This window comes from Planotetraspora silvatica (assembly GCF_016863315.1).
Lineage (GTDB): Bacteria > Actinomycetota > Actinomycetes > Streptosporangiales > Streptosporangiaceae > Planotetraspora > Planotetraspora silvatica.
This window is the reverse complement of sequence record NZ_BOOQ01000002.1, coordinates 145,719-164,617: the sequence shown is the minus strand read 5'-3', so window position 1 is coordinate 164,617 and position 18,899 is coordinate 145,719. Positions and strand designations below refer to the sequence as shown.

Sequence of the window (18,899 nt, the reverse complement as noted above, 5' to 3'; positions counted from 1 at the left end):
ACGAACCCGAGTTGTCGCAACAATGTTCGGGTATGGTGGCGGGGTGTCCCGGAACCAGCTGCTACCTCGGGAGCCCTCACCCCGGGGTCCCGCCGACGACAGCGGCTGCCCGATCCTCCATGTGGACATGGACGCCTTCTTCGCCAGCGTGGAGCTGCTCGACCGTCCTGAGCTGAAGGGCACCCCGGTCATCGTCGGCGCGCCCGGCGCCCGTGGCGTGGTCCTCAGCGCCACCTACGAGGCCAGGCGGTTCGGCGTCCACTCGGCGATGCCGATGACGCGGGCCCGCCGCATCTGCCCGCAGGCGACGATCATCCCGCCCAGCCACGGGAAGTACTCTGAGGTCTCCAAGGGAGTCATGGAGATCTTTCAGACGATCACCCCCGAGGTGGAGCCGATCTCCTCCGACGAGGCGTTCCTCGACGTCAGCGGCGCCCGACGCAGGCTCGGCACGTCCACGGCCATCGCCGAGCTGATCCGCGGGCAGGTGGCGGAGCGCTACGGCATCACCTGCTCGGTCGGGGTCGCGAGCAGCAAGTTCGTGGCCAAGCTCGCCTCCCGCCAGTGCAAGCCCGACGGCCTGCTGGTCGTCCCGGCCTCGGCGGTGGTGGAGTTCCTCCACCCGCTTCCCGTCGCCGCCCTGTGGGGTGTGGGGGAGCGCACGGAGCAGGCCCTGGTACGGCTCGGCATCAGGACGGTGGGGGATCTGGCCCAGGTGCCGGTTTCCACGCTCCAGCGCGAGTTCGGGGCCGCCGGGGCCCATCTGGCGGCGCTCTCCTGGGGGCGTGACGAGCGTCCCGTGGTGCCCCATTCGCCCGACAAGAGCATCGGCAACGAGGAGACGTTCTCCCATGACGTGGACGACCCCGAGGCGATCAAGCGGGAGTTGCTGCGGCTGTCCGAGCGGGTCGCGGCCCGGCTCAGGGCGGCCGGCCACGTCGGCCGCACGGTCAGCGTGAAGCTGCGCCGCTCCGACTTCACCACCATCACCCGGTCGCGCACGCTCCGTGAGCCGACGGACGTCGCGAAGGAGATTTACGCCACATCTTGTGAGCTCTACGAGGCCGCCGGCCTGGATCGCGTGCGTCTCAGACTGGTCGGAGTCCGGATGGAGAACCTCCGGCCGGCGGCCACGGCGACCCGTCAGCTGGGTCTCGGAGACAGGGAGACGGGCTGGCGTGAGGCCGAACAGGCGATGGACAAGGCGATTCGGAGATTCGGGCCAGAAGCAGTCCGCCCGGCCTCGCTAGTTCAGCGCCCGTTTGGTCCAATGGATCTATGACGTCACCTCCGGTTTGGACCGCGTTGGACGTTTTCTTTCGCCTACGTCTACAGCCTCGTATTCTGGGGATAACCGACCGCGAGGTTCGGACACCCCGTGTCGTCCGTTGCCGTCTTCCCCTAACTGGGGCTGTCCTTGGGAGGCGCCGTGCCGCTGTCTGAGCACGAGCAGCGCTTGCTCGACCAGATCGAGCAGGCCCTCTATGCCGAGGACCCGAAGTGGGCCAATACCGTCCGGATCAGTGACCCGCGCAGCCATTACAAGCGGCGCCTGGTGAAGGCCTCCGTCGGCTTCGCACTGGGTGTCGTCCTGCTGATGGTGGGCGCCGTGGCGAACCAGATCCCGCTCGGCGTGGCCGGGTTCGTGGTCATGCTCGCCACCTGCTTGTGGGGCCTGTCCGCCTGGAAGCGCATGAGCGGGTTCGGAGGCGATGGCGCGGCCGCGACGCAGAACCGCGGCCGTCGTCCTCAACGTCAGGGCTTCATGGAGCGCATGGAGGAACGCTGGCGCCGTCGTCACGACGAACGCTGAGCGCTCCCCCCGCACTCCGGGCGCGCCCCTGTCCGGGGGCCGCGCCCGCGGGCCCCGGACAGACCGGGTGTCCGGTCCGGGACCCGGCCAGGCGCCCCCGCTAGCTCCGGGACCCGGTGAGGCTCCGCTCCTGGCTTGAGCCATTCTCCTGAACGTCTCGCACCGTCACCGCGCGATTCCCCGCCGTGTCGTCCGCCATATCGCCCGCCCCGCCCCGCGACCTTCCCGCCACGAGCCGGATGTTCTCCAGCCGGTCGAAACCGTCCAGCGCCTTCTCTCCGAGCGCCCGCAGACGCAGCAGCGTGGACAGCGGCGCGAGGGCCGCGCCCAGACGCCGCTTCCTCGACGCGGCGGCCGCGAGCGCCTGCCTCACCCGCTTGAGATCGACGGCCACGGGGGCCGGTCCGTGAACCGTGCGGGCGTACCTCCGCCGCTCCTCGGCCGAGGTGATCGCGGTGATCGAGGCGGTGGTCCCGGGGTCCGGCCTCAGGGTCTCCGTCACCCGCCGCCCGAGGGCGCGCGGGCTCTCACCCGGTCTCCGCGCCCTGCCGAAGTCGATCAGCAGGTCGCACAGTTCGGCCCACGCCGCCTCCACCGCCGGGGCGACCCGCACCGGTGCGTCCGCGGTGACGGCCCGCCGCCTCTTCCTCGCGGAGGCCTCTCCGGACGCGATCAGGTCCGCGTCGGAATCGCCTACCCGGGGATCGGGTACGTCGGGATCGGGTACGGCGAAGGCGACCTTGTCCAGGATCCTGCGGCGCCGGTATCGGGACGAAAGCCGTACTGCGGCGGGGATCAGCAGGATCAGCAGCGCCGCCGCCACCCCGATGGCGATCTTGACCAGCAGGGGCATGCCAGGATCGGCGACGATCGGCACGCCGCCGAGGTCGCGGTCGATCTCCCGAGGGTTGCGCGGGGCGGGGGCGGCGTCGCCGGTGGCGTCGTCCGCGCCGGCCGACGCGCCCGGCGAGGCGCCGGGGGACGGGCTCGCCGTGGGGGTCACCGGCAGGGTGTACTGCGGCACCTGGGCCGTTCCCTGACCGGCGCCGCCTCCCGGAGTCGGCTCGAAGCGGAGCCAGCCGACTCCCGCGAAGTAGAGTTCCGGCCACGCGTGGGCGTCATGGGTGCGCACCGTCCACACGTCACCGATCTTCGTGCCGCCGGTGAAGCCGATCGACACCTTGGCCGGGATGCCGAGCATCCGCGCCATGACCGCCATCGCGCTCGCGAACTGCTCGCAGTACCCCGAGCGGTCGGTCAGGATGAACTGCGACAGGGCGTCGCCGCCCGAACCGCTCGCCTTCAGGCTGTAGGTGAACGCGCCGCTCTTGGTGAACCACTCCTGGAGCTTCACGGCCTGCTGGTAGTGGGTCTCCGCTCCCTCCGTGACCCGCTGAGCCAGGCCGGCCACCCGGGGGTCGAGCCCGGGAGGCAGGTCGAGGTAGCGCCGGCCGCTCGAATCAGGTGCCGCCAGGTCCAACTGCTGGGGTGTCGGCTCCGGCTCGCCCGTCACGACGCGGTAGTCGAGCCCGGCCGCCTCGTCGTCGGTGGAGAAGACCATGAGGGAGTTGCGGTCGGCCCGCCAGTCCCCGTCGGCGGCGACCTGCGTCGCCGGGTAGGGCAGCGGCAGGAACCTCAGCGTGCGGATGTCGTCACTGATCGCGATGTGCGTCTCGGCCCGTTTCACCGGCATCGTCGGGTCGAGTCCCGGGGCGGGGGGCAACGGCCCCTCCGACACCCGGTCCTCCGGGCGTCCCCTGAGCGGGTTGACCGTCCACTTCGTCCCGTCGAAGACGTCGAGCGAGTAGATCCGCAGGTAGCGGGGCAGGTCGTCGCTGCTGGTGTACGTCAGGACGGTGTCGTTGGCCTCCTGCCGCAGCTCGCCTCCGAGCTCGGCGATCGCGTCGGGGATGCCGATGTTGCCGCCGCCCGGGCCCAGGCCGTTGCCCACGCCGAAGCTGAACAGGGGAGCGGGGGCCAGGTTCGGCAGCAGCGCCGGCACCAGGACGGCGAGTCCGATGGCCGTCACACCGATCCGCCGGCCCGACAGCGCCAGCCTCCCGGTGTCGGGCGCCGCGTCCGCGGTCACGGTCCTCGCCCGGCGCACGAACACGGCCCGGCCCCACTTGCCGAGCCGTTCGCGCCCGTCCGCGACCAGGAGGCCGATGTATCCGAAGGCCCCGATCACGAAGGCGGGCCAGCTGATCGGGTCAGTCAGCACCGCCGCCGGCACGGTGAACAGCGCCAGCAGCGGGAGTCCCGCGAGCGCGGCCCGGCGCAGCCGTACGGTGAAGAGATCGACGAGGATCGCCATCAGCCCCACGCCGCCGGCCGTGAGGAGGGTGATCCCCGTGTTGGCCGGCACGGGCGGGGCGAACCGCTGGATGTCGTCGAACCCGCCGCCGAGCAGCTCGCCGAGCAGCGCCACCGAGTCCTTCGTGGGGATGAACCCGATCCACGCCTTGCTCCCCGTGAACGCGGCCGTCAGATAGACGCCGAGTGCGAGGACCATGGCGGGCGGCGCGGCCCACGGTGGCGCCGCGAGGCGGGAGGCGCCCATTCCGATGGCGGCGGTGACGACGATCGCCCCCATGCTCGCCCAGAACCAGGCGCCCCCCTCGAACAGCGGGTAGAGCGTGAGCGAAACCGCGGCCGTGGCCAGCCCGGCGGCGATCGGGAGTCTCATGCCGCACTCCTCTTGTAGGCCGCCTCCGGCCAGACGGTGGCGAGCGACGTGCCCGCGGGAAGGTTGAGGACCCGCCATCCCGCACCGGAGAGCAGGGCGCGTGCGGACTCCGCCGCCTCGTCGGGGAACTGGTCCCACGTGGCCACGTCGAGCATGACCGCGACGCCGGTCACTCCGGGATGCCTCAGCCTGGCGAGCGCGCGGGCCTCCTCCGCGTCGATCGAGCCCAGGACCGCCACGATCAGCCCGTCGCCCGCACCCTGGCGGAGCGCCGTGACCCCGTGCTCGAGAGAACGCGTGGAGCTCTGCCGTACGACGGAGAGGGTGTCGACCAGCGACCAGGAGGCCCCCGAGTCGGCGAGATGTTGCGCGCCCTGGTCGGTGACCAGGCGCAGGCCCAGCCCCTCACGGGACAGGTGCACCCCGATCGAGGCCGCCGCGGAGACCGCGACCTCGAAGGACGACGACGGTCCCGTTCCGCGGTGGGCGTGCCTGCGCGTGTCGAGCAGGAGCGCGCCCCTGCTCTGCCACTGCTGCTCCTCGCGCCGGACCATCAGCTCGCCGTGCCGCGCGGTGGAGCGCCAGTGCACACGTCGCAGATCGTCGCCCTGGCGGTACTCGCGTGGCGCCACGTCGTCGTCGCCCGCCGCGGCCACCGACCGTGTACGGCTGTCGCCTCCGCCCGTCCACTCTCCCGAGAGGCGTACGGCCGGCAGCGGAATCACCTGGGGGGTCACGACCAGTGTGTCGGTGACCGTGAACGACCGGGCGAGCTCCACCAGCCCGAAGGGGTCGGTGATCCGCACAGAGAGGGGGCCGATCGGGAAGCGCCCGCGCAGATCGGACCGCACCCTGTAGTCGATCTCCCGGATGCCGCGGGACTCCATCCGGTCCAGGACGAACCGCTGCCGGCTGCCCAGCGTGTACTGCAGGTTGTCCTCGACCAGCAGCAGACCCGTCGGCAGGCGCGTGACGTTCTCCAGCCGCAGGGTCACGATGCTGTCGTTGCCCACCTCCACGCGCGAAGGACTGAGCCGCCTCGTGCTCCGCAGCCGGTAGCGAGTCCGCGACACGACCATCGAGGCGAGCAGCGGCATCGCGATGATCAGGACGGCGACCCGTAGCAGGTCGCTCTCGCCCAGAATGAAGGCGCACAGCAGTGCCGCGACGCCCGACGCGAGGAACGAACGCCCCCGCGAGGTCAGAGCCTTCAACCCCGTCATCGGGCCTCCGTTACTTGATGTCCGGCACCGGGACGCGGCGGATCAGTTCGTCGATCACCTGCTCGGGGCGGCGATGCTGACCCTGGGCCTCCATGCTCGGCAGCAGTCGGTGCGCGAGGACGGGCACCGCCAGATCCTGCAGGTCGTCCGGGATCACGTAATCGCGGCCGGAGAGCGCGGCGTGCGCCCGGGCACTGCGCACCAGGTGGAGAGTGGCGCGGGGGGAGGCGCCGAGCAGCAGGTCGGGGGACTGCCGGGTCGCCGCGACGACGTCGATGGCGTATTTCTTGACCGGCTGCGACACGTACACGGCGCGGATCGCCTCGATCAGCGCGCGGACCTCGGCCGTCGTGGCGACGGGATCGAGCTTGTCGAGCGGCTGGGAGGCCCCGTGGACGTCGAGCATCTCCAGTTCGGCGGCCGGCTCGGGGTATCCCATCGCGATCTTCGCGGTGAAGCGGTCACGCTGCGCCTCCGGCAACGCGTAGGTGCCCTCCATCTCGATCGGGTTCTGCGTCGCGATGACCATGAAGGGCGATTCCAGCCGGTAGGTCTCGCCGTCGACGGTGACCTGGCGCTCTTCCATGCACTCCAGGAGGGCGGACTGCGTTTTGGGCGAGGCCCGGTTGATCTCGTCGCCGACCACGATGTTGGCGAAGACGGGGCCGGGCTTGAACTCGAACTCACCGGTCTGCTGGTTGTAGGCGCTCACGCCGGTGATGTCGCTCGGTAACAGGTCGGGGGTGAACTGCACACGTCTGACGGGGCAGTCGATGGAGCGCGCCAGCGCCTTGGCGAGCATGGTCTTTCCGACACCTGGCACGTCCTCGATCAAGAGGTGGCCTTCGGCGAGGAGAACGGTGACGGTGAGGCGGATGACGTCGCTCTTGCCTTCGATCACGGATTCGATCGCGTTGCGGATCCGGTCGGCCGTGTCGACCAGAGTCTCGAGCCGGGTTTCCGCGTCGGTGACGTCGGGGGTTGCTGCCACCAGGCCTCCATGAAAGGTGCGTCCCTGAGAATGGGCGTTAAAGGTTGCTATTCCATTCTGTGTACTGACCTTATGACTGCTGGGGTTCCCGGTCGACTTTGTCTAGAAATCCGGATGAACCGGTGACGGGGCGTCGGTGCGAGTTCTCCTTCTTGGCCGACTTTCGTGTGAATCCCCGGACAATGGCGCGCTCCACTTTCCTCCACCGAACTCGCGCGGGCGCGCGAAATCGGCTTCCGGGGAGCCGCTTCCGGGATGTGGACACGCCCACGGCGGGGTGAGGGGCGTCCAGGGTGCCCCACTTCGCACCACCCTCCCTGAACTGCGGAAACGCGGCGCGAAACCGATGCCGACACGGTCTGAATCTGTTGACGGTGGGGAGAAGTGGAGTATGGTGGTGCGCAGTGGAGGGCAGGGGCTACAGCGCTGAGCGCTCCGCAAGGCACGGGAGGTGGGTCCGGTGTTCCTCGGCACCCATCAACCGCGCCTCGACGACAAAGGACGGCTGTTCCTGCCGGCGAAGTATCGTGAGGAGCTGGCGGAGGGTCTTGTGATCACCAAAGGCCAGGAGCGCTGCCTCTACGTCTTCCCCGTAGAGGAGTTCCAGCGCATCACCGAAGCCCTGCGCACCGCGCCGGTGACCGCCAAGGCGGTTCGTGACTACAGCCGTGTCTTCTTCGCCAGTGCCTCCGACGAGACTCCTGACAAGCAGGGGCGCATCACCATCCCGCCGAGCCTGCGGCAGTACGCGGGGCTGGAGCGCGACTGCGTGGTGATCGGAGCCAACACCAGGCTGGAGATCTGGGACTCCCAGGCATGGGACACCTACCTGGAAGCCCAGGAGCAGGCCTTCTCCGATCTGTCCGAGGAGGTGTTGCCCGGGATCCTGTGACCGTTTGACGTCAGACCCGTCGGTGACGTTCGGCGAGGTCTCCACCCGCTCCCCGCGGCAGCTGATGCACCTTCCCCGGTGTCAGATGTCCCGGCAGGCGATGCGGATGGGGACCTGGCCGGACGGGTCGGTCCCGCGAGGGGGGACCGGCATGGGTGGGGACCCTGAGGGTGATTCACCGGCGGCAGCCGCATATCCGCGAGCATCGAAGCGGCCAAGTTGGGGGTGGAAACGTTGTCGGCAGAACTCGGGCACACGGGCGGTCACGTTCCGGTCATGCTCGATCGCGTGCTGGAGTTGCTGGCTCCGGCATTCACCGGGCCCGACCCGGTCGTTGTCGACGCCAACCTCGGCCTCGGCGGTCACGCCGAGGCGTTGCTCGCCGCTCATCCGGACCTCCACCTCGTGGGGATCGACCGCGACCCGACCGCCATCGAGCGGTCCACGCGGCGGCTCGCGCCGTACGCCGGGCGCGTGACCATCGTTCGCGCCGTCTCGGACGAGTTGCCGGCCGTGCTGGCGGCCGCGGGGCGCCCGCGGATCAACGGCGTCCTCTTCGACCTCGGCGTCTCCTCTCCTCAGCTCGACGAGGCGGAGCGCGGTTTCGCGTACTCCTACGACGCCCCGCTGGACATGCGGATGGACCCCGAACAGGAGCTGACGGCGGAGCGCGTCGTCAACACCTACTCCGTGGCCGAGCTGACCCGCATCCTGCGCGACTACGGCGAGGAGCGGTTCGCCTCGCGCGTGGCGGGCTTCATCGCCAAGGAACGTGTCGCCAACCCGATCGACACCACCAAACGACTTGCCGATCTCGTCCGCACGGCGATCCCCGCCGCGACGAGACGGACCGGGGGGAACCCCGCCAAGAGAACGTTCCAGGCACTGCGCATCGAGGTGAACGGAGAGCTCACGGCGCTGGAGGAGGCCCTCCCCGCCGCACTCGACGCACTGGTGCTGGGCGGGCGGGCCGTCGTGCTCGCCTACCACTCTTTGGAGGACCGGCTCGCCAAGCAGGTTCTCGCGGCGCGAACCAAGGACACCGGCCCCCCGGGGCTGCCCGTCCCGCTGGAGGCATACCAGCCACGGTTCCGCCTTCTGACGAGGGGAGCCGAGCTCCCGGACGACGACGAGGTGGCCCGCAACCCGCGGGCGGCCTCGGCCCGTTTGCGGGCGGCAGAGAGGATCCGCCAGGGATGAGGACGACAGAGCAGGACAGCAGGACGCCCCGGCGGGTTCCCGCCTCACCGAGGCGGACCGGCCGGCCGGTCGGCGGCGGCGCGTCCGCCCCGGAGGCACCGAGCCAGCGGCGCGGGCAGACCGAGGCTCCGGCCCCGGCGAGCGCGCGGCGCGGGCAGGTCCCGGCATCGGCTCCGGCTCCGGCGAGCGCGCGTCGTGGTCAGGCCGCGGCTGCGGCTCCGGCGACCCCGCGTCGGGGTCAGGCCACGCGTCCCGACCCCGCATGGGCGCCGGACGCCGCCACTCCCGTGGGCGGCACCAGGACCCTCACCCCCGACGCTCCCGTGCGGGTCAGCCCGGCCGGCGCGGAGGCGCCGGAGGTCCAGGCGACCTCGCGTGTGCGGTCGGCCCGCTCCGCGTTCCGGCGCCCGCCGAGGGCGCCGTTCGTGCTGCTCGTCGTCGGTCTGATGTGCGGCGGCCTGGTGACCCTGCTGCTGCTGAACACCGTCCTCGCCCAGGACTCGTTCAAGCTGACCGATCTGCGGTCCAGCACGGACCAGCTCCATGAGCAGGCGGCGACCCTGGAGGGCGAACTGCGGGTCTGGGACCAGCCGGGCGCGATCGAGGAGGCCGCCAAGCCGCTCGGCGTCGAGAAGGACACCACGGCTCCGCGCTTCGTCAAGGCGGGTCCCTCGGTCGGGGCGGCCGACGCCGCCACGCCACGTGAAGAGGGCATGGTCAAGTGAAGGACGGCGGCCGGAGCCCGGGTCCCGGCCGCGGCGGTCCCAGCGGGCGCGGCGGCCCGGGCGGAGGGGGTCCGAGCGGACGCGGCGGCCAGGGGCCGGGTGGCGGCAGGAAGGCGCCCGGTTCCCCGGCGAGGCCCGCTGACGGGCCGTCCGGCCGTCCTCGTCCCGACGTTCCCGGCCGCCCGGGCCGCTCTCAGCGGCTCGGGCCTCACGACGAGCCCACGGAGGAGCGGGGGACTCGGAGGGGCGGCAGGCCACCCGGTGCCGACGACCCGGCCCCGCCCTCGCGGGCGGGCCGATCGTCCTCGGGGCAGTCCGCCAAGCCGGGCGGATCCGGCAAGGGCGCGACGGCCGGTAATCCGGCGTCCGACGCGAAGGCAGGCGGCAAGCCTGCGGCGAACGGCAAGGGGACCGGCACGGGGAAGCCCCCGGCCAACGGCAAGTCAGGTCCGTCCGGTCGCTCCGGGCAGCCCGGCCGTACCGGCCAGTCCGGCGGTACGGGGCAGCAGGCGCAGTCCGCCCGGTCGAGCCAGTCCGGCGGTGCCGGGCAGCAGGGACAGTCCGCCCGATCGGGTCAGTCCTCGCGTGCCGGGCAGCCGGGAGCGCAGCAGCATGGACAGGCCGGCCGTGCGGGCCAGGCGCCCACGCGTGGCGCGCAGACCACTCGCCCGGGCCAGGTTCCGCGGCCCGGTCAGACCGGGCCGGGCCGTACCGGTCAGAGCACCCAGCCGGGCAGGACGGGTCTCGCCGGACAGGCCACATCGACGCGCGCCCAGGGATCGGGCGACGGCCGTCCGCCGCGCCCGCCACGACCTCCCGCGCCGCCGCCGCGCCCGCCGGCCGTTCTGCGGCTGGGCAATCCCGGCCGCCGGCTGAACGCCGCGCTCGTCGTCATGGCGTTCGTGTTGTCGCTCTTCGCCGGACGGCTCATCCAGCTCCAGGGGCTGGACTCGAAGGTGCTCCAGGCCAAGGCGGCGCTGCAGCGCGTCCAACCGGAGACGCTGCCGGCGCGGCGCGGTTCGATCACGGACGTCTCCGGTAAGCAACTCGCCGTGACGGACGACGCCCGGGAGATCTACGTCGACCCGGCGGACGTCACGCCCGCGGCCCGCGACGAGATCGCGACCACGCTGGCCCTGGAGCTCAATCTCCGCAAAGAGGACATCGCGGCCAAGCTGGCCAAGACCACGCAGCGGTACATCGTGGTCGCCCGCAACATCGACCCGCCGCGCGCCAACAAGATCATGAACTACCAGTTCAAGGGCGTGGGCACCAAGGCGACCTACCGCCGCAGTTACCCCGGAGACACGCTGGCCGGCGGGCTGATCGGCTTCGTCGGGTTCGACGGGCACGGCCTGTCGGGGATCGAGCAGACCTACGACAAGGTGCTCGCCGGGCAGGACGGCAAGCAGAGCGTCGAGATCGGCGGAGACGGCCAGCGCATCCCGATGACGCGGACCAGTCGCCAGGCGCCCGTGCCGGGCAGGGACGTGCGGCTGACGATCGACAGGGACATCCAGTACGCCGCCCAGGAGGCCATCGCCAAACAGGTCAGGGCCAGCGACGCGCGCAGCGGCAGCGTGATCGTCATGGACATCAAGACCGGGCAGATCGTGGCCATGGCCAACGCGCCCGAGGTCGACCTGAACGACTGGCAGTCGGCCCCCGAGGCCGACTGGGGGAACCGGGCCGTGTCCGAGGTGTTCGAGCCGGGGAGCACCAACAAGGTGATCACGGCCGCGGGCGCCATCGAGTCGGGCGCGGTCACCCCCGAGACCGTCTTCCGGGTGCCCGACCACATCACCTGCGCGGACCGGGAGATCAGCGACGCGCACCCGCACGCGCCCGAGCCGCTGACGTTCACCGGCATCATCGCCGAATCCAGCAACGTCGGAACGATCATGGCCGCGCGCCAGATCACCGACCAGCGGCTCTACAACATGTTCCGGTCCTTCGGGTTCGGCGCCAAGAGCGGCGCCGGGGTCCCGGGGGAGGAGGAGGGCCTCCTGCCCGCCTACCAGGACTGGTCGGGAAGCCAGCGCTGCACGATCGCGTACGGCCAGGGCATCTCGGTCACCGCCCTGCAGATGGCGAGCGTCTACCAGACGATCGCCAACGGCGGTGTCCGGATCACGCCGTCGATCATCGCGGGGACCACCGACGAGCAGGGGCATTTCGTGGCCGCGGCCGCGCCCAAGCAGACGAGGGTCGTCAGCCAGACCACGGCGGAGGGGATCGCGGGCATGCTGGAGGCCGCCGTCGGGCACGACGGCACCGGTACGGCCGCGTCGATCGACGGCTACCGGGTCGCGGGCAAGACCGGGACCGCCATGCGGTATGACGAGAAGTGCAAGGGATACTGCGGCTACACTGCGACATTCGTCGGGTTCACCCCGGCGGATGCCCCCCGGCTCGTGGCGCTCGCCGTCATCCAGGATCCCAAGAACGGTCATTACGGCGGCGAGGTGGCCGCCCCCGTATTCAAGGACGTCATGACCTTCGCGTTGAAGAGCAGGAAGATTCCCCCGACCGGGACGAAGGCGCCGCATGTCGTCCTTCGCGCCGGTGGGTGACGAGGAAAGGTACGCTCTCGCCGTGCGTCCCCCGTCCTCTATGCGTCCTGTGGCTGCTCCTGCCCGCCCGCTGTCCGGGCTGGCCACCCTGCTCGGCGCCTCCTCTCCTGGAACAAGGCCGGCTCGTGGAGCCGTCACCGGCCTGACCATCGACTCGCGCCGCGTCCAGCGCGGTGACCTGTACGTGGCGCTTCCCGGCAAGACCGCCCACGGCGCCGCCTTCGCCGCCGACGCCCTCGCGGCGGGAGCGGTGGCGGTCCTCACCGACGAGGCCGGGCGCGAGAGCGCCGCGGCCACGGGCCTGCCCGTGCTGGTCGTGCCCGACCCCCGGGCACTGCTCGGACAGGTCGCCGCCTGGGTGTACGGCAGGCCGGCGTCCGGCATCACGATCATCGGAGTCACCGGGACGAGCGGTAAGTCGACCTCGACGTTCCTGCTCGAAGCGGGTCTGCGGGCCGCGGGCCACCGCACCGGGCTCGTCGGCGGGGTCGAGATTCGGGCGGGAGACGTGCGGTTCGTCCCCGAACTGACCACTCCGGAGGCGAGCGATCTGCAGGGCCTGTTCGCGCTGATGCGGGAGCAGGACGTGACCGCCGCGGCGATGGAGGTCTCCAGCCACGCCCTCGCGCTCGGCCGGGTCGACGGCGTCTTCTACGATGTCGCGATATTCACCAACCTGTCGCAGGACCATCTCGACTTCCACCGCGACCTCGACGACTACTTCGCGACCAAGGCCCGGCTGTTCACCCCCGAGTTCGCCCGAATCGGCGTCGTCAACATCGACGACGCCCACGGCCGCGAACTGGTCGGCCTGGCCGGCATCCCGATGATCACCTTCTCCGCCTCGGGCGCGCCGGAGGCGGAGTGGCGGGCGGAGAACGTGCGCCTGGGCTCCGACGGGAGCGCCTTCCGCGTCGTCGGGCCCGGCGGGATCGAGGCCGACGCGTCGGTGGCGCTGCCCGGGCCGTTCAACGTGGCCAACACCCTCGGCGTGCTCGTGGCGCTCGTGGAGGCGGGGATCTCCCTGCAGACCGCGGTGGCCGGAGTCGCCGCGTTCGCCGGTGTGCCGGGCCGCATGGAGCGGGTGCGGGGAACCGACGGCTACCAGGTGATCGTGGACTACGCCCACAAGCCGGGCGCGGTCGGGTCGGTGCTGACCTCGCTGCGTTCGGTCCTGGACGAGGGTCCCGGCGGCCGCCTCACCATCGTCCTCGGCTGCGGGGGCGACCGTGACAAGGGCAAACGGCCCATGATGGGTGAACTGGCGGCCAGGCTGGCCGACGTCGTGATCCTCACGAGCGACAACCCCAGGACCGAGGACCCGCTCGGGATCCTCGCGGCCATGTTCGACGGCGTGCGGGAAGTCCCGCAGGCCGAGCGCGGCCATGTGATCATGGAGCCCGACCGTGCGGCCGCCATCGATCTCGCGATCTCCCGTGCGGAGCCCGGAGACGTGGTCGTGGTCGCCGGCAAGGGGCATGAGCAGGGTCAGTACATCGGAGACCAGGTCATCCCGTTCGACGACCGCGACGTGGCGGCGGAGGCCGTCCGCCGGAAACAGGGCGGGCCGCCGGGTGGAGGAGCCGTCGGTGGGTGAGCGCGGACTCGGCGGGAGCCCCGGTCGTCCCCAGGCGGCCTTCCGGTACCTGGTCTCACGATCTCGGGCCGACTTCTAAGATTGCTGAACTCGACTGATCACGCGAAAGAGAGCAGGAAAGACGCATGATCCCGTTGCCGCTGGCCAGGATCGCCGAGATCACCTCGGGCGCCCTGACCGGCATGGCCGACCCCCGGGCCGTGGTGCACGGTCCCGTCGTGATCGACTCTCGCGCCGCCGAACCGGGGTCGCTGTTCGTGGCGATCAAGGGTGAGCGTGTGGACGGGCACGACTTCGCCCAGCGGGCCCATGAGGCGGGGGCGGCGGCCGTCCTGGCCGCCAGGCCCGTCGAGGCGCCCGCCGTGATCGTGGGCGACGTGCTGACGGCACTGGCCGATCTGGCCAGGGCCGTGATATCCGATATGCCCGCGGTGACTGTGGTCGGTGTGACCGGGTCGGCGGGAAAGACGACGACGAAGGACCTGATGGCCCGGCTCGCCGCGCGCATCGGCGTCACCGTCGCCCCCGTCGGCTCGTACAACAACGAGATCGGCCACCCGCTGACCGTGCTGAAGGTGGACCGGACCACGCGTTTCCTGGTCCTCGAGCTCAGCGCGAGGAACATCGGCCACATCGCCCACCTGGCGAGCGTCGCGCCGCCCCGCATCGGGGTGGTGCTCAACGTCGGCACCGCCCACCTCGGCGTGTTCGGCGGCAAGGAGGCGATCGCCCAGGCGAAGGGCGAACTCGTCGAGGCGCTGCCCGCGGACGGCGTCGCCGTGCTCAACGCCGACGACCCCCTGGTCCGCGCGATGGCCGGCCGTACGGAGGCCAGGGTCACCTACTTCGGGCGGTCGCCGGACGCGCACGTCCGCGCGGAGGACGAGGTGATCGACGAGCGCGGCCGCGCGTCCTTCACGTTGCGCGCGCCGACCGGCGCCGCGCCGGTGCGCCTGCGCCTGTACGGCGCGCACGCGGTGGAGAACGCGCTGGCCGCCGCGGCCGCGGCCTACGAACTCGGCCTGCCGGTGGCCACGATCGCCGAGGAGCTCTCGGCGGCCGAGCCGCGAAGCCGGTGGCGCATGGAGGTCACCGACCGGCAGGACGGCGTCACTGTGATCAACGACGCGTACAACGCCAATCCGGACTCGATGCGGGCGGCCTTCGAGAGCCTCGCGACGATCGGCGGGGCACGGCGGCGCTTCGCCGTGATCGCGTCCCTGCGCGAACTCGGCGAGGACAGCGCCGCCCTGAACGAGGATCTCGGGCGGCTCGCCGCGGGCTCCGGGCTCGAGGCTCTGATCGTCGTGGGCGAGGACGCCGGGCCGGTCCTCGCCGGCGCCCCGGGCGCGTTGCACGTCCCCGACGCGCACGCCGCGACGGCGGAACTGTCCGCACGGCTGGCGCCCGGCGACGTGGTGCTGGTGAAAGGGCCGCGCGCGGCCGGGCTCGAACGGGTCGCCGAGGCGATCCTCGGAGGTGACGCCCGATGAGGAACATCCTCATCGCGGCTGCGATTTCGCTGCTGCTCTCGATGGCCGGCACCCCCCTGGCCATCCGGCTGTTCGCCAGACGGGGGTATGGCCAGAACATCCGCGAGGAGGGTCCCTCCGGGCACTACGACAAGCGGGGCACGCCCACCATGGGCGGCACCGTCATCGTGATCGCGTCGCTGATCGGCTACTTCACGGCCCATCTCTCGACGGCCCTGGGCGGCCGGGTCGAGCCGCCCACCGCCTCGGCCCTGCTCGTGCTGTTCCTCATGACGGGGCTCGGACTGGTCGGCTTCCTCGACGACTTCATCAAGATCTACAAGCAGCGCAGCCTCGGTCTGCGCAGCGGCGCGAAGGCGGCCGGCCAGCTCATCGTCGGCGCGATCTTCGCGGTGCTCGTCGTCCGGTTCCCCAACGGGTACGACATCACCCCGGCCGAGACGCGGCTGTCGTTCCTGCGTGACTTCGGCCCGTCCATCGGCCTGCTTGGCTTCACGATCTGGGTGCTGTTCTTCATCGTGGGCTTCTCCAACGCGGTGAACCTCACCGACGGCCTCGACGGCCTGGCCTCGGGCGCGACCTGTCTGGTCCTCGCGGCGTACGTGCTGATCGGCAACTGGCAGCTGCGCAACAGCTGCACGGTGTTCTTCGGCCCCAACTGCTACTGGGTGCGCGATCCGCTCGACCTGGCCGTGGTCGCCGCGGCGGTGCTCGGCGCCTGCTTCGGCTTCCTGTGGTGGAACGCCCCGCCGGCCAAGATCTTCATGGGGGACACCGGCTCCCTGGCGCTCGGCGGCGTGATCGCGGGTCTCGCCTTCACCACCCGCACGCAGTTACTGCTCGTCATCCTGGGCGGCCTGTTCGCGATCATCACCATGTCGGTGATCATCCAGGTGGGCTTCTTCAAGATGACCAGGAGACGTGTCTTCCGGATGGCTCCGCTCCAGCACCACTTCGAGTTGTCGGGCTGGGCGGAGACGACGATCGTGGTCCGGTTCTGGCTGATCGCCGCGCTCTGCGTGGCCGCCGGGCTCGGCCTGTTCTACCTCGAATGGATGCCCAAACAGTGAGTGTCGTCGTCGCCGGGCTGGGAGTGTCCGGCACGGCCGCCGCCCGCGGCCTCGCCGGGAGCGGTGAGCGGGTGATCGTCCTGGAGGCGATCGACGGCGAGCGGCAGCGGGCCGCGGCCGCCGAACTGGCCGCCTCCGGGATCGAGGTGCGCTTCGGCGAGCCGGTCCTGCCCGAGGGCACGTCGCTCGTCATCACCTCGCCGGGGTGGCGTCCCGACCATCCCCTGCTGGTCGCCGCGGCCGAGGCCGGGATCGCCGTGATCGGCGAGGTCGAGCTGGCCTGGCACCTGCGCGCGTCGGACGGCTCCGCCGCCCCCTGGCTCGCGCTCACCGGCACCAACGGCAAGACCACCGCGGTCCGGATGCTCACCTCCATCCTCTCGGCGGCCGGGCACAGGGCTCTCGCGGCGGGGAACGTCGGCCTTCCGATCGTGGAGGCGGTCCGCGGGCCGTACGACGTGCTCGCCGTCGAGTTGTCCAGCTTCCAGCTCCACTGGTCCTCCAGCCTCGAGCCGATGGCCGCCGCCGTCCTCAACGTGGCGCCCGACCACATCGACTGGCACGGCTCAATGGAGGAGTACGCCGCGGCGAAGGCCCGGATCTTCGAGAACGCCGGGATCGTCATCTACAACGCCGACGATGACGCGTCGGCCCGGCTGGCCGAGCCGTACGGGCAGGGGCGGCGCCGGGTGAGCTTCACCCTCGGCGTGCCGAGGCCGGGACAGCTCGGCGTCGTGGAGGACCTCCTGGTCGACCGGGCGTTCGTGCCCGACCCCGTCAACGAGGGGGAGGAACTCGCCTCGCTCGCCGACGTCCGTCCCTTCGCGCCGCACAACGTGGCCAACGCGCTCGCCGCGGCCGCGCTGGCCCGCGCCTACGGCGTGCCCCCCGAGGCGGTACGGCAAGGCCTCGCCGACTTCGTCCCCGACCCCCACCGGATCGCGCACGTGGCACGGGTCGCCGACGTCGACTACGTGGACGACTCCAAGGCCACCAACCCGCACGCCGCGGCCGCGTCCCTGGCGTCCTACCCGTCGATCGTCTGGATCGCGGGCGGCCAGCTCAAGGGCGCGGACGTCGACGACCTCGTACGGCAGGCCGCCCCGCGCCTGAAGGGGGCGGTGCTCCTGGGGGCCGACATGGAGCGAATCCGCGAGGCATTGGCGCGACACGCCGTGGATGTCCCTGTGGTGGAGGTGCCAGGGCAAGACACTGGGGTCATGGACCGTGTCGTCACCGAAGCCGCCCGGCTCGCCTCCCCCGGAGACACCGTGCTGCTCGCCCCCGCCGGGGCGTCGCTGGACATGTTCGTTAGCTACGGAGCGCGTGGGGAGGCATTCGCGCGAGCCGTGCGTCGCCTGGCGGAACGGTGACGGCGCAGCAGGCGGAGCAGGCTCCCGCCACCTGGTCGCGCGCGCATCTCGCGGGGGTCAGGGAACTGCTGAGCCGCCCGCTGACGTCCTATTACCTGGTGCTCGGCTGCAGCGCCCTGCTGCTGGCCCTGGGTCTCGCGATGGTCCTGTCCGCGTCGAGCATCGAGGCGCTGCAGAAGACCGGCAACCCCTTCTACTGGTTCATCAAGCAGTCGATGTCGGTCGCGATCGGCATCCCGCTGATGTGGATCTGCTCCCGGTTGCCGCAGCGGTTCTTCCGGCTGGCCGGATACCCGCTGATGGGCATCTCGATCATCGGTCTGCTGATGGTCATCTTCATCGGTGAGGAGCTGCTCGGCGCCCAGCGGTGGATCGCGATCGGGCCCCTGTCGATCCAGCCCTCGGAGCCGGCCAAGCTCGGTCTGGTGTTGTGGGGGGCCGACCTCCTCGCGCGGAAGGCGCGCGCCGGCCGGATCGAGTGGCGGCACCTGCTGATCCCGCTGATGCCCGGCACGGCGATCATCGCCGTGCTCGTCATGCTGGGCCGCGACCTGGGCACGACCATCGTGCTCATGCTGATCTTCCTGGCCCTGTTGTGGGTGGTCGGCGCGCCGGTGCGGCTGTTCGGCGGAATCCTGGGGCTCCTCGTGCTCGCCACGGTCATCATGATCATGGTCGAGCCGTACCGGATGGACCGCCTGACGGGTTTCCTGAAGGTCTGGGAGAACGCGCAGGGCTCCGGGTTCCAGGCGGCGCAGGGACAGATCGCGATGGGCTCGGGGGGCTGGTTCGGGCTCGGCCTCGGCAGCAGCCGGCAGAAGTGGGACTGGGTGCCCCACGCCGAGAGCGACTTCATCTTCTCGATTCTGGGCGAGGAACTCGGCCTCATGGGCACCCTCGTCGTCGTCGCGCTGTTCGGGTTGCTCGGATACGCCGGGCTGCGGATCGCCTCGCGGACCACCGAGCCGTTCATCCGTCTCGCGGCCGCCGCCTGCGTGGCATGGATCGCAGGTCAGGCGATCGTGAACATCGGCGCGGTCATCGGGGTCTTCCCGATCACGGGTATCCCCCTTCCATTGGTGTCGTACGGAGGATCGGCCCTGTTGCCGACCCTGGCGGCACTCGGCATGTTGTTGTCGTTCGCCAAACGGGAGCCCGGCGCCGCCGAGGCCCTTGCCGTCCGTGGACCCGGACCCTTCGCCAGGGCTCTAAGCTGGCTTGGCCTGGGTGGCCGCCCGAGGCGTTGACAGGGAACGAGGAGTG

14 protein-coding genes are annotated in these 18,899 nt (G+C 71.2%); 11 read left to right on the top strand and 3 right to left on the bottom strand.

Annotated features, from left to right (window positions below):
• The first annotated feature begins 43 nt into the window (after positions 1–43).
• A complete protein-coding gene (locus tag Psi02_RS01035; RefSeq protein WP_239094497.1) occupies positions 44–1,282 on the top strand; it encodes a DNA polymerase IV in 1,239 nt (412 codons plus the stop codon).
• Between the two features lie 147 nt (positions 1,283–1,429).
• Positions 1,430–1,813, top strand: a complete 384-nt coding sequence (locus tag Psi02_RS01030) for an SCO2097 family morphological protein (protein ID WP_203950826.1) — start codon at positions 1,430–1,432, stop codon at positions 1,811–1,813.
• Between the two features lie 100 nt (positions 1,814–1,913).
• On the opposite strand, the gene Psi02_RS01025 is transcribed toward Psi02_RS01030, so the two are convergent.
• The 3 genes from Psi02_RS01025 to Psi02_RS01015 are packed head-to-tail and all read right to left on the bottom strand — an operon-like array spanning position 1,914 to position 6,713.
• Positions 1,914–4,499 (bottom strand): transglutaminase TgpA family protein, encoded by a 2,586-nt coding sequence (locus tag Psi02_RS01025; RefSeq protein WP_203970779.1) that lies wholly within the window; start codon positions 4,497–4,499, stop codon positions 1,914–1,916.
• Positions 4,496–5,722: a DUF58 domain-containing protein gene (locus Psi02_RS01020; RefSeq protein ID WP_203970778.1), complete on the bottom strand. Its 1,227-nt coding sequence runs from the start codon at positions 5,720–5,722 to the stop codon at positions 4,496–4,498. The genes Psi02_RS01025 and Psi02_RS01020 overlap by 4 nt, the downstream gene beginning before the upstream one ends.
• A gap of 10 nt (positions 5,723–5,732) precedes the next feature.
• The gene (locus Psi02_RS01015) at positions 5,733–6,713 is read right to left on the bottom strand and encodes an AAA family ATPase (RefSeq protein ID WP_203970776.1); all 981 of its coding nucleotides are present in this window, start codon (positions 6,711–6,713) and stop codon (positions 5,733–5,735) included.
• Between the two features lie 460 nt (positions 6,714–7,173).
• Between Psi02_RS01015 and mraZ the strand changes: the two genes are divergently transcribed.
• The 9 genes from mraZ to ftsW all read left to right on the top strand — a co-directional run bounded on the left by mraZ (position 7,174) and on the right by ftsW (position 18,883).
• Complete coding sequence (gene mraZ, locus Psi02_RS01010; protein ID WP_203950822.1) at positions 7,174–7,605, top strand: division/cell wall cluster transcriptional repressor MraZ; 432 nt, start codon at positions 7,174–7,176, stop codon at positions 7,603–7,605.
• A gap of 219 nt (positions 7,606–7,824) precedes the next feature.
• The gene (gene rsmH / locus Psi02_RS01005) at positions 7,825–8,805 is read left to right on the top strand and encodes a 16S rRNA (cytosine(1402)-N(4))-methyltransferase RsmH (protein ID WP_275415121.1); all 981 of its coding nucleotides are present in this window, start codon (positions 7,825–7,827) and stop codon (positions 8,803–8,805) included.
• Positions 8,802–9,530 (top strand): cell division protein FtsL, encoded by a 729-nt coding sequence (gene ftsL / locus Psi02_RS01000; protein ID WP_203970771.1) that lies wholly within the window; start codon positions 8,802–8,804, stop codon positions 9,528–9,530. The genes rsmH and ftsL overlap by 4 nt, the downstream gene beginning before the upstream one ends.
• An 893-nt stretch (positions 9,531–10,423) precedes the next feature.
• Entirely contained in the window at positions 10,424–12,103 is a 1,680-nt protein-coding gene (locus Psi02_RS00995; protein ID WP_203971568.1) for a peptidoglycan D,D-transpeptidase FtsI family protein, read from the top strand.
• A gap of 40 nt (positions 12,104–12,143) precedes the next feature.
• On the top strand, positions 12,144–13,700 hold the full coding sequence (locus Psi02_RS00990) for a UDP-N-acetylmuramoyl-L-alanyl-D-glutamate--2,6-diaminopimelate ligase (RefSeq protein ID WP_203970769.1): 1,557 nt from the start codon (positions 12,144–12,146) through the stop codon (positions 13,698–13,700).
• Positions 13,701–13,825: 125 nt separating this feature from the next.
• Positions 13,826–15,193 carry a UDP-N-acetylmuramoyl-tripeptide--D-alanyl-D-alanine ligase gene (locus tag Psi02_RS00985; protein WP_203970767.1) on the top strand — a complete coding sequence of 456 codons (1,368 nt, stop codon included), beginning with the start codon at positions 13,826–13,828 and terminating at the stop codon, positions 15,191–15,193.
• On the top strand, positions 15,190–16,263 hold the full coding sequence (gene mraY, locus Psi02_RS00980) for a phospho-N-acetylmuramoyl-pentapeptide-transferase (protein WP_203970765.1): 1,074 nt from the start codon (positions 15,190–15,192) through the stop codon (positions 16,261–16,263). Before Psi02_RS00985 ends, mraY begins: the two co-directional genes overlap by 4 nt.
• Positions 16,245–17,636 carry a UDP-N-acetylmuramoyl-L-alanine--D-glutamate ligase gene (murD, locus tag Psi02_RS00975; RefSeq protein ID WP_203970763.1) on the top strand — a complete coding sequence of 464 codons (1,392 nt, stop codon included), beginning with the start codon at positions 16,245–16,247 and terminating at the stop codon, positions 17,634–17,636. Before mraY ends, murD begins: the two co-directional genes overlap by 19 nt.
• Positions 17,633–18,883: a putative lipid II flippase FtsW gene (ftsW, locus tag Psi02_RS00970; RefSeq protein ID WP_203970762.1), complete on the top strand. Its 1,251-nt coding sequence runs from the start codon at positions 17,633–17,635 to the stop codon at positions 18,881–18,883. The genes murD and ftsW overlap by 4 nt, the downstream gene beginning before the upstream one ends.
• Positions 18,884–18,899 lie beyond the last annotated feature (16 nt).

Bases quoted from the DNA above. Each gene is read 5' to 3' on its own strand.
- Psi02_RS01025 (WP_203970779.1), bottom strand. From the start codon at position 4,499: ATGAGACTCCCGATCGCCGCCGGGCTGGCCACGGCCGCGGTTTCGCTC.
- Psi02_RS01020 (WP_203970778.1), bottom strand. From the start codon at position 5,722: ATGACGGGGTTGAAGGCTCTGACCTCGCGGGGGCGTTCGTTCCTCGCG.
- ftsL (WP_203970771.1), top strand. From the start codon at position 8,802: ATGAGGACGACAGAGCAGGACAGCAGGACGCCCCGGCGGGTTCCCGCC.
- Psi02_RS00995 (WP_203971568.1), top strand. From the start codon at position 10,424: ATGGCGTTCGTGTTGTCGCTCTTCGCCGGACGGCTCATCCAGCTCCAG.
- Psi02_RS00990 (WP_203970769.1), top strand. From the start codon at position 12,144: ATGCGTCCTGTGGCTGCTCCTGCCCGCCCGCTGTCCGGGCTGGCCACC.
- Psi02_RS00985 (WP_203970767.1), top strand. From the start codon at position 13,826: ATGATCCCGTTGCCGCTGGCCAGGATCGCCGAGATCACCTCGGGCGCC.
- mraY (WP_203970765.1), top strand. From the start codon at position 15,190: ATGAGGAACATCCTCATCGCGGCTGCGATTTCGCTGCTGCTCTCGATG.
- murD (WP_203970763.1), top strand. From the start codon at position 16,245: ATGGATGCCCAAACAGTGAGTGTCGTCGTCGCCGGGCTGGGAGTGTCC.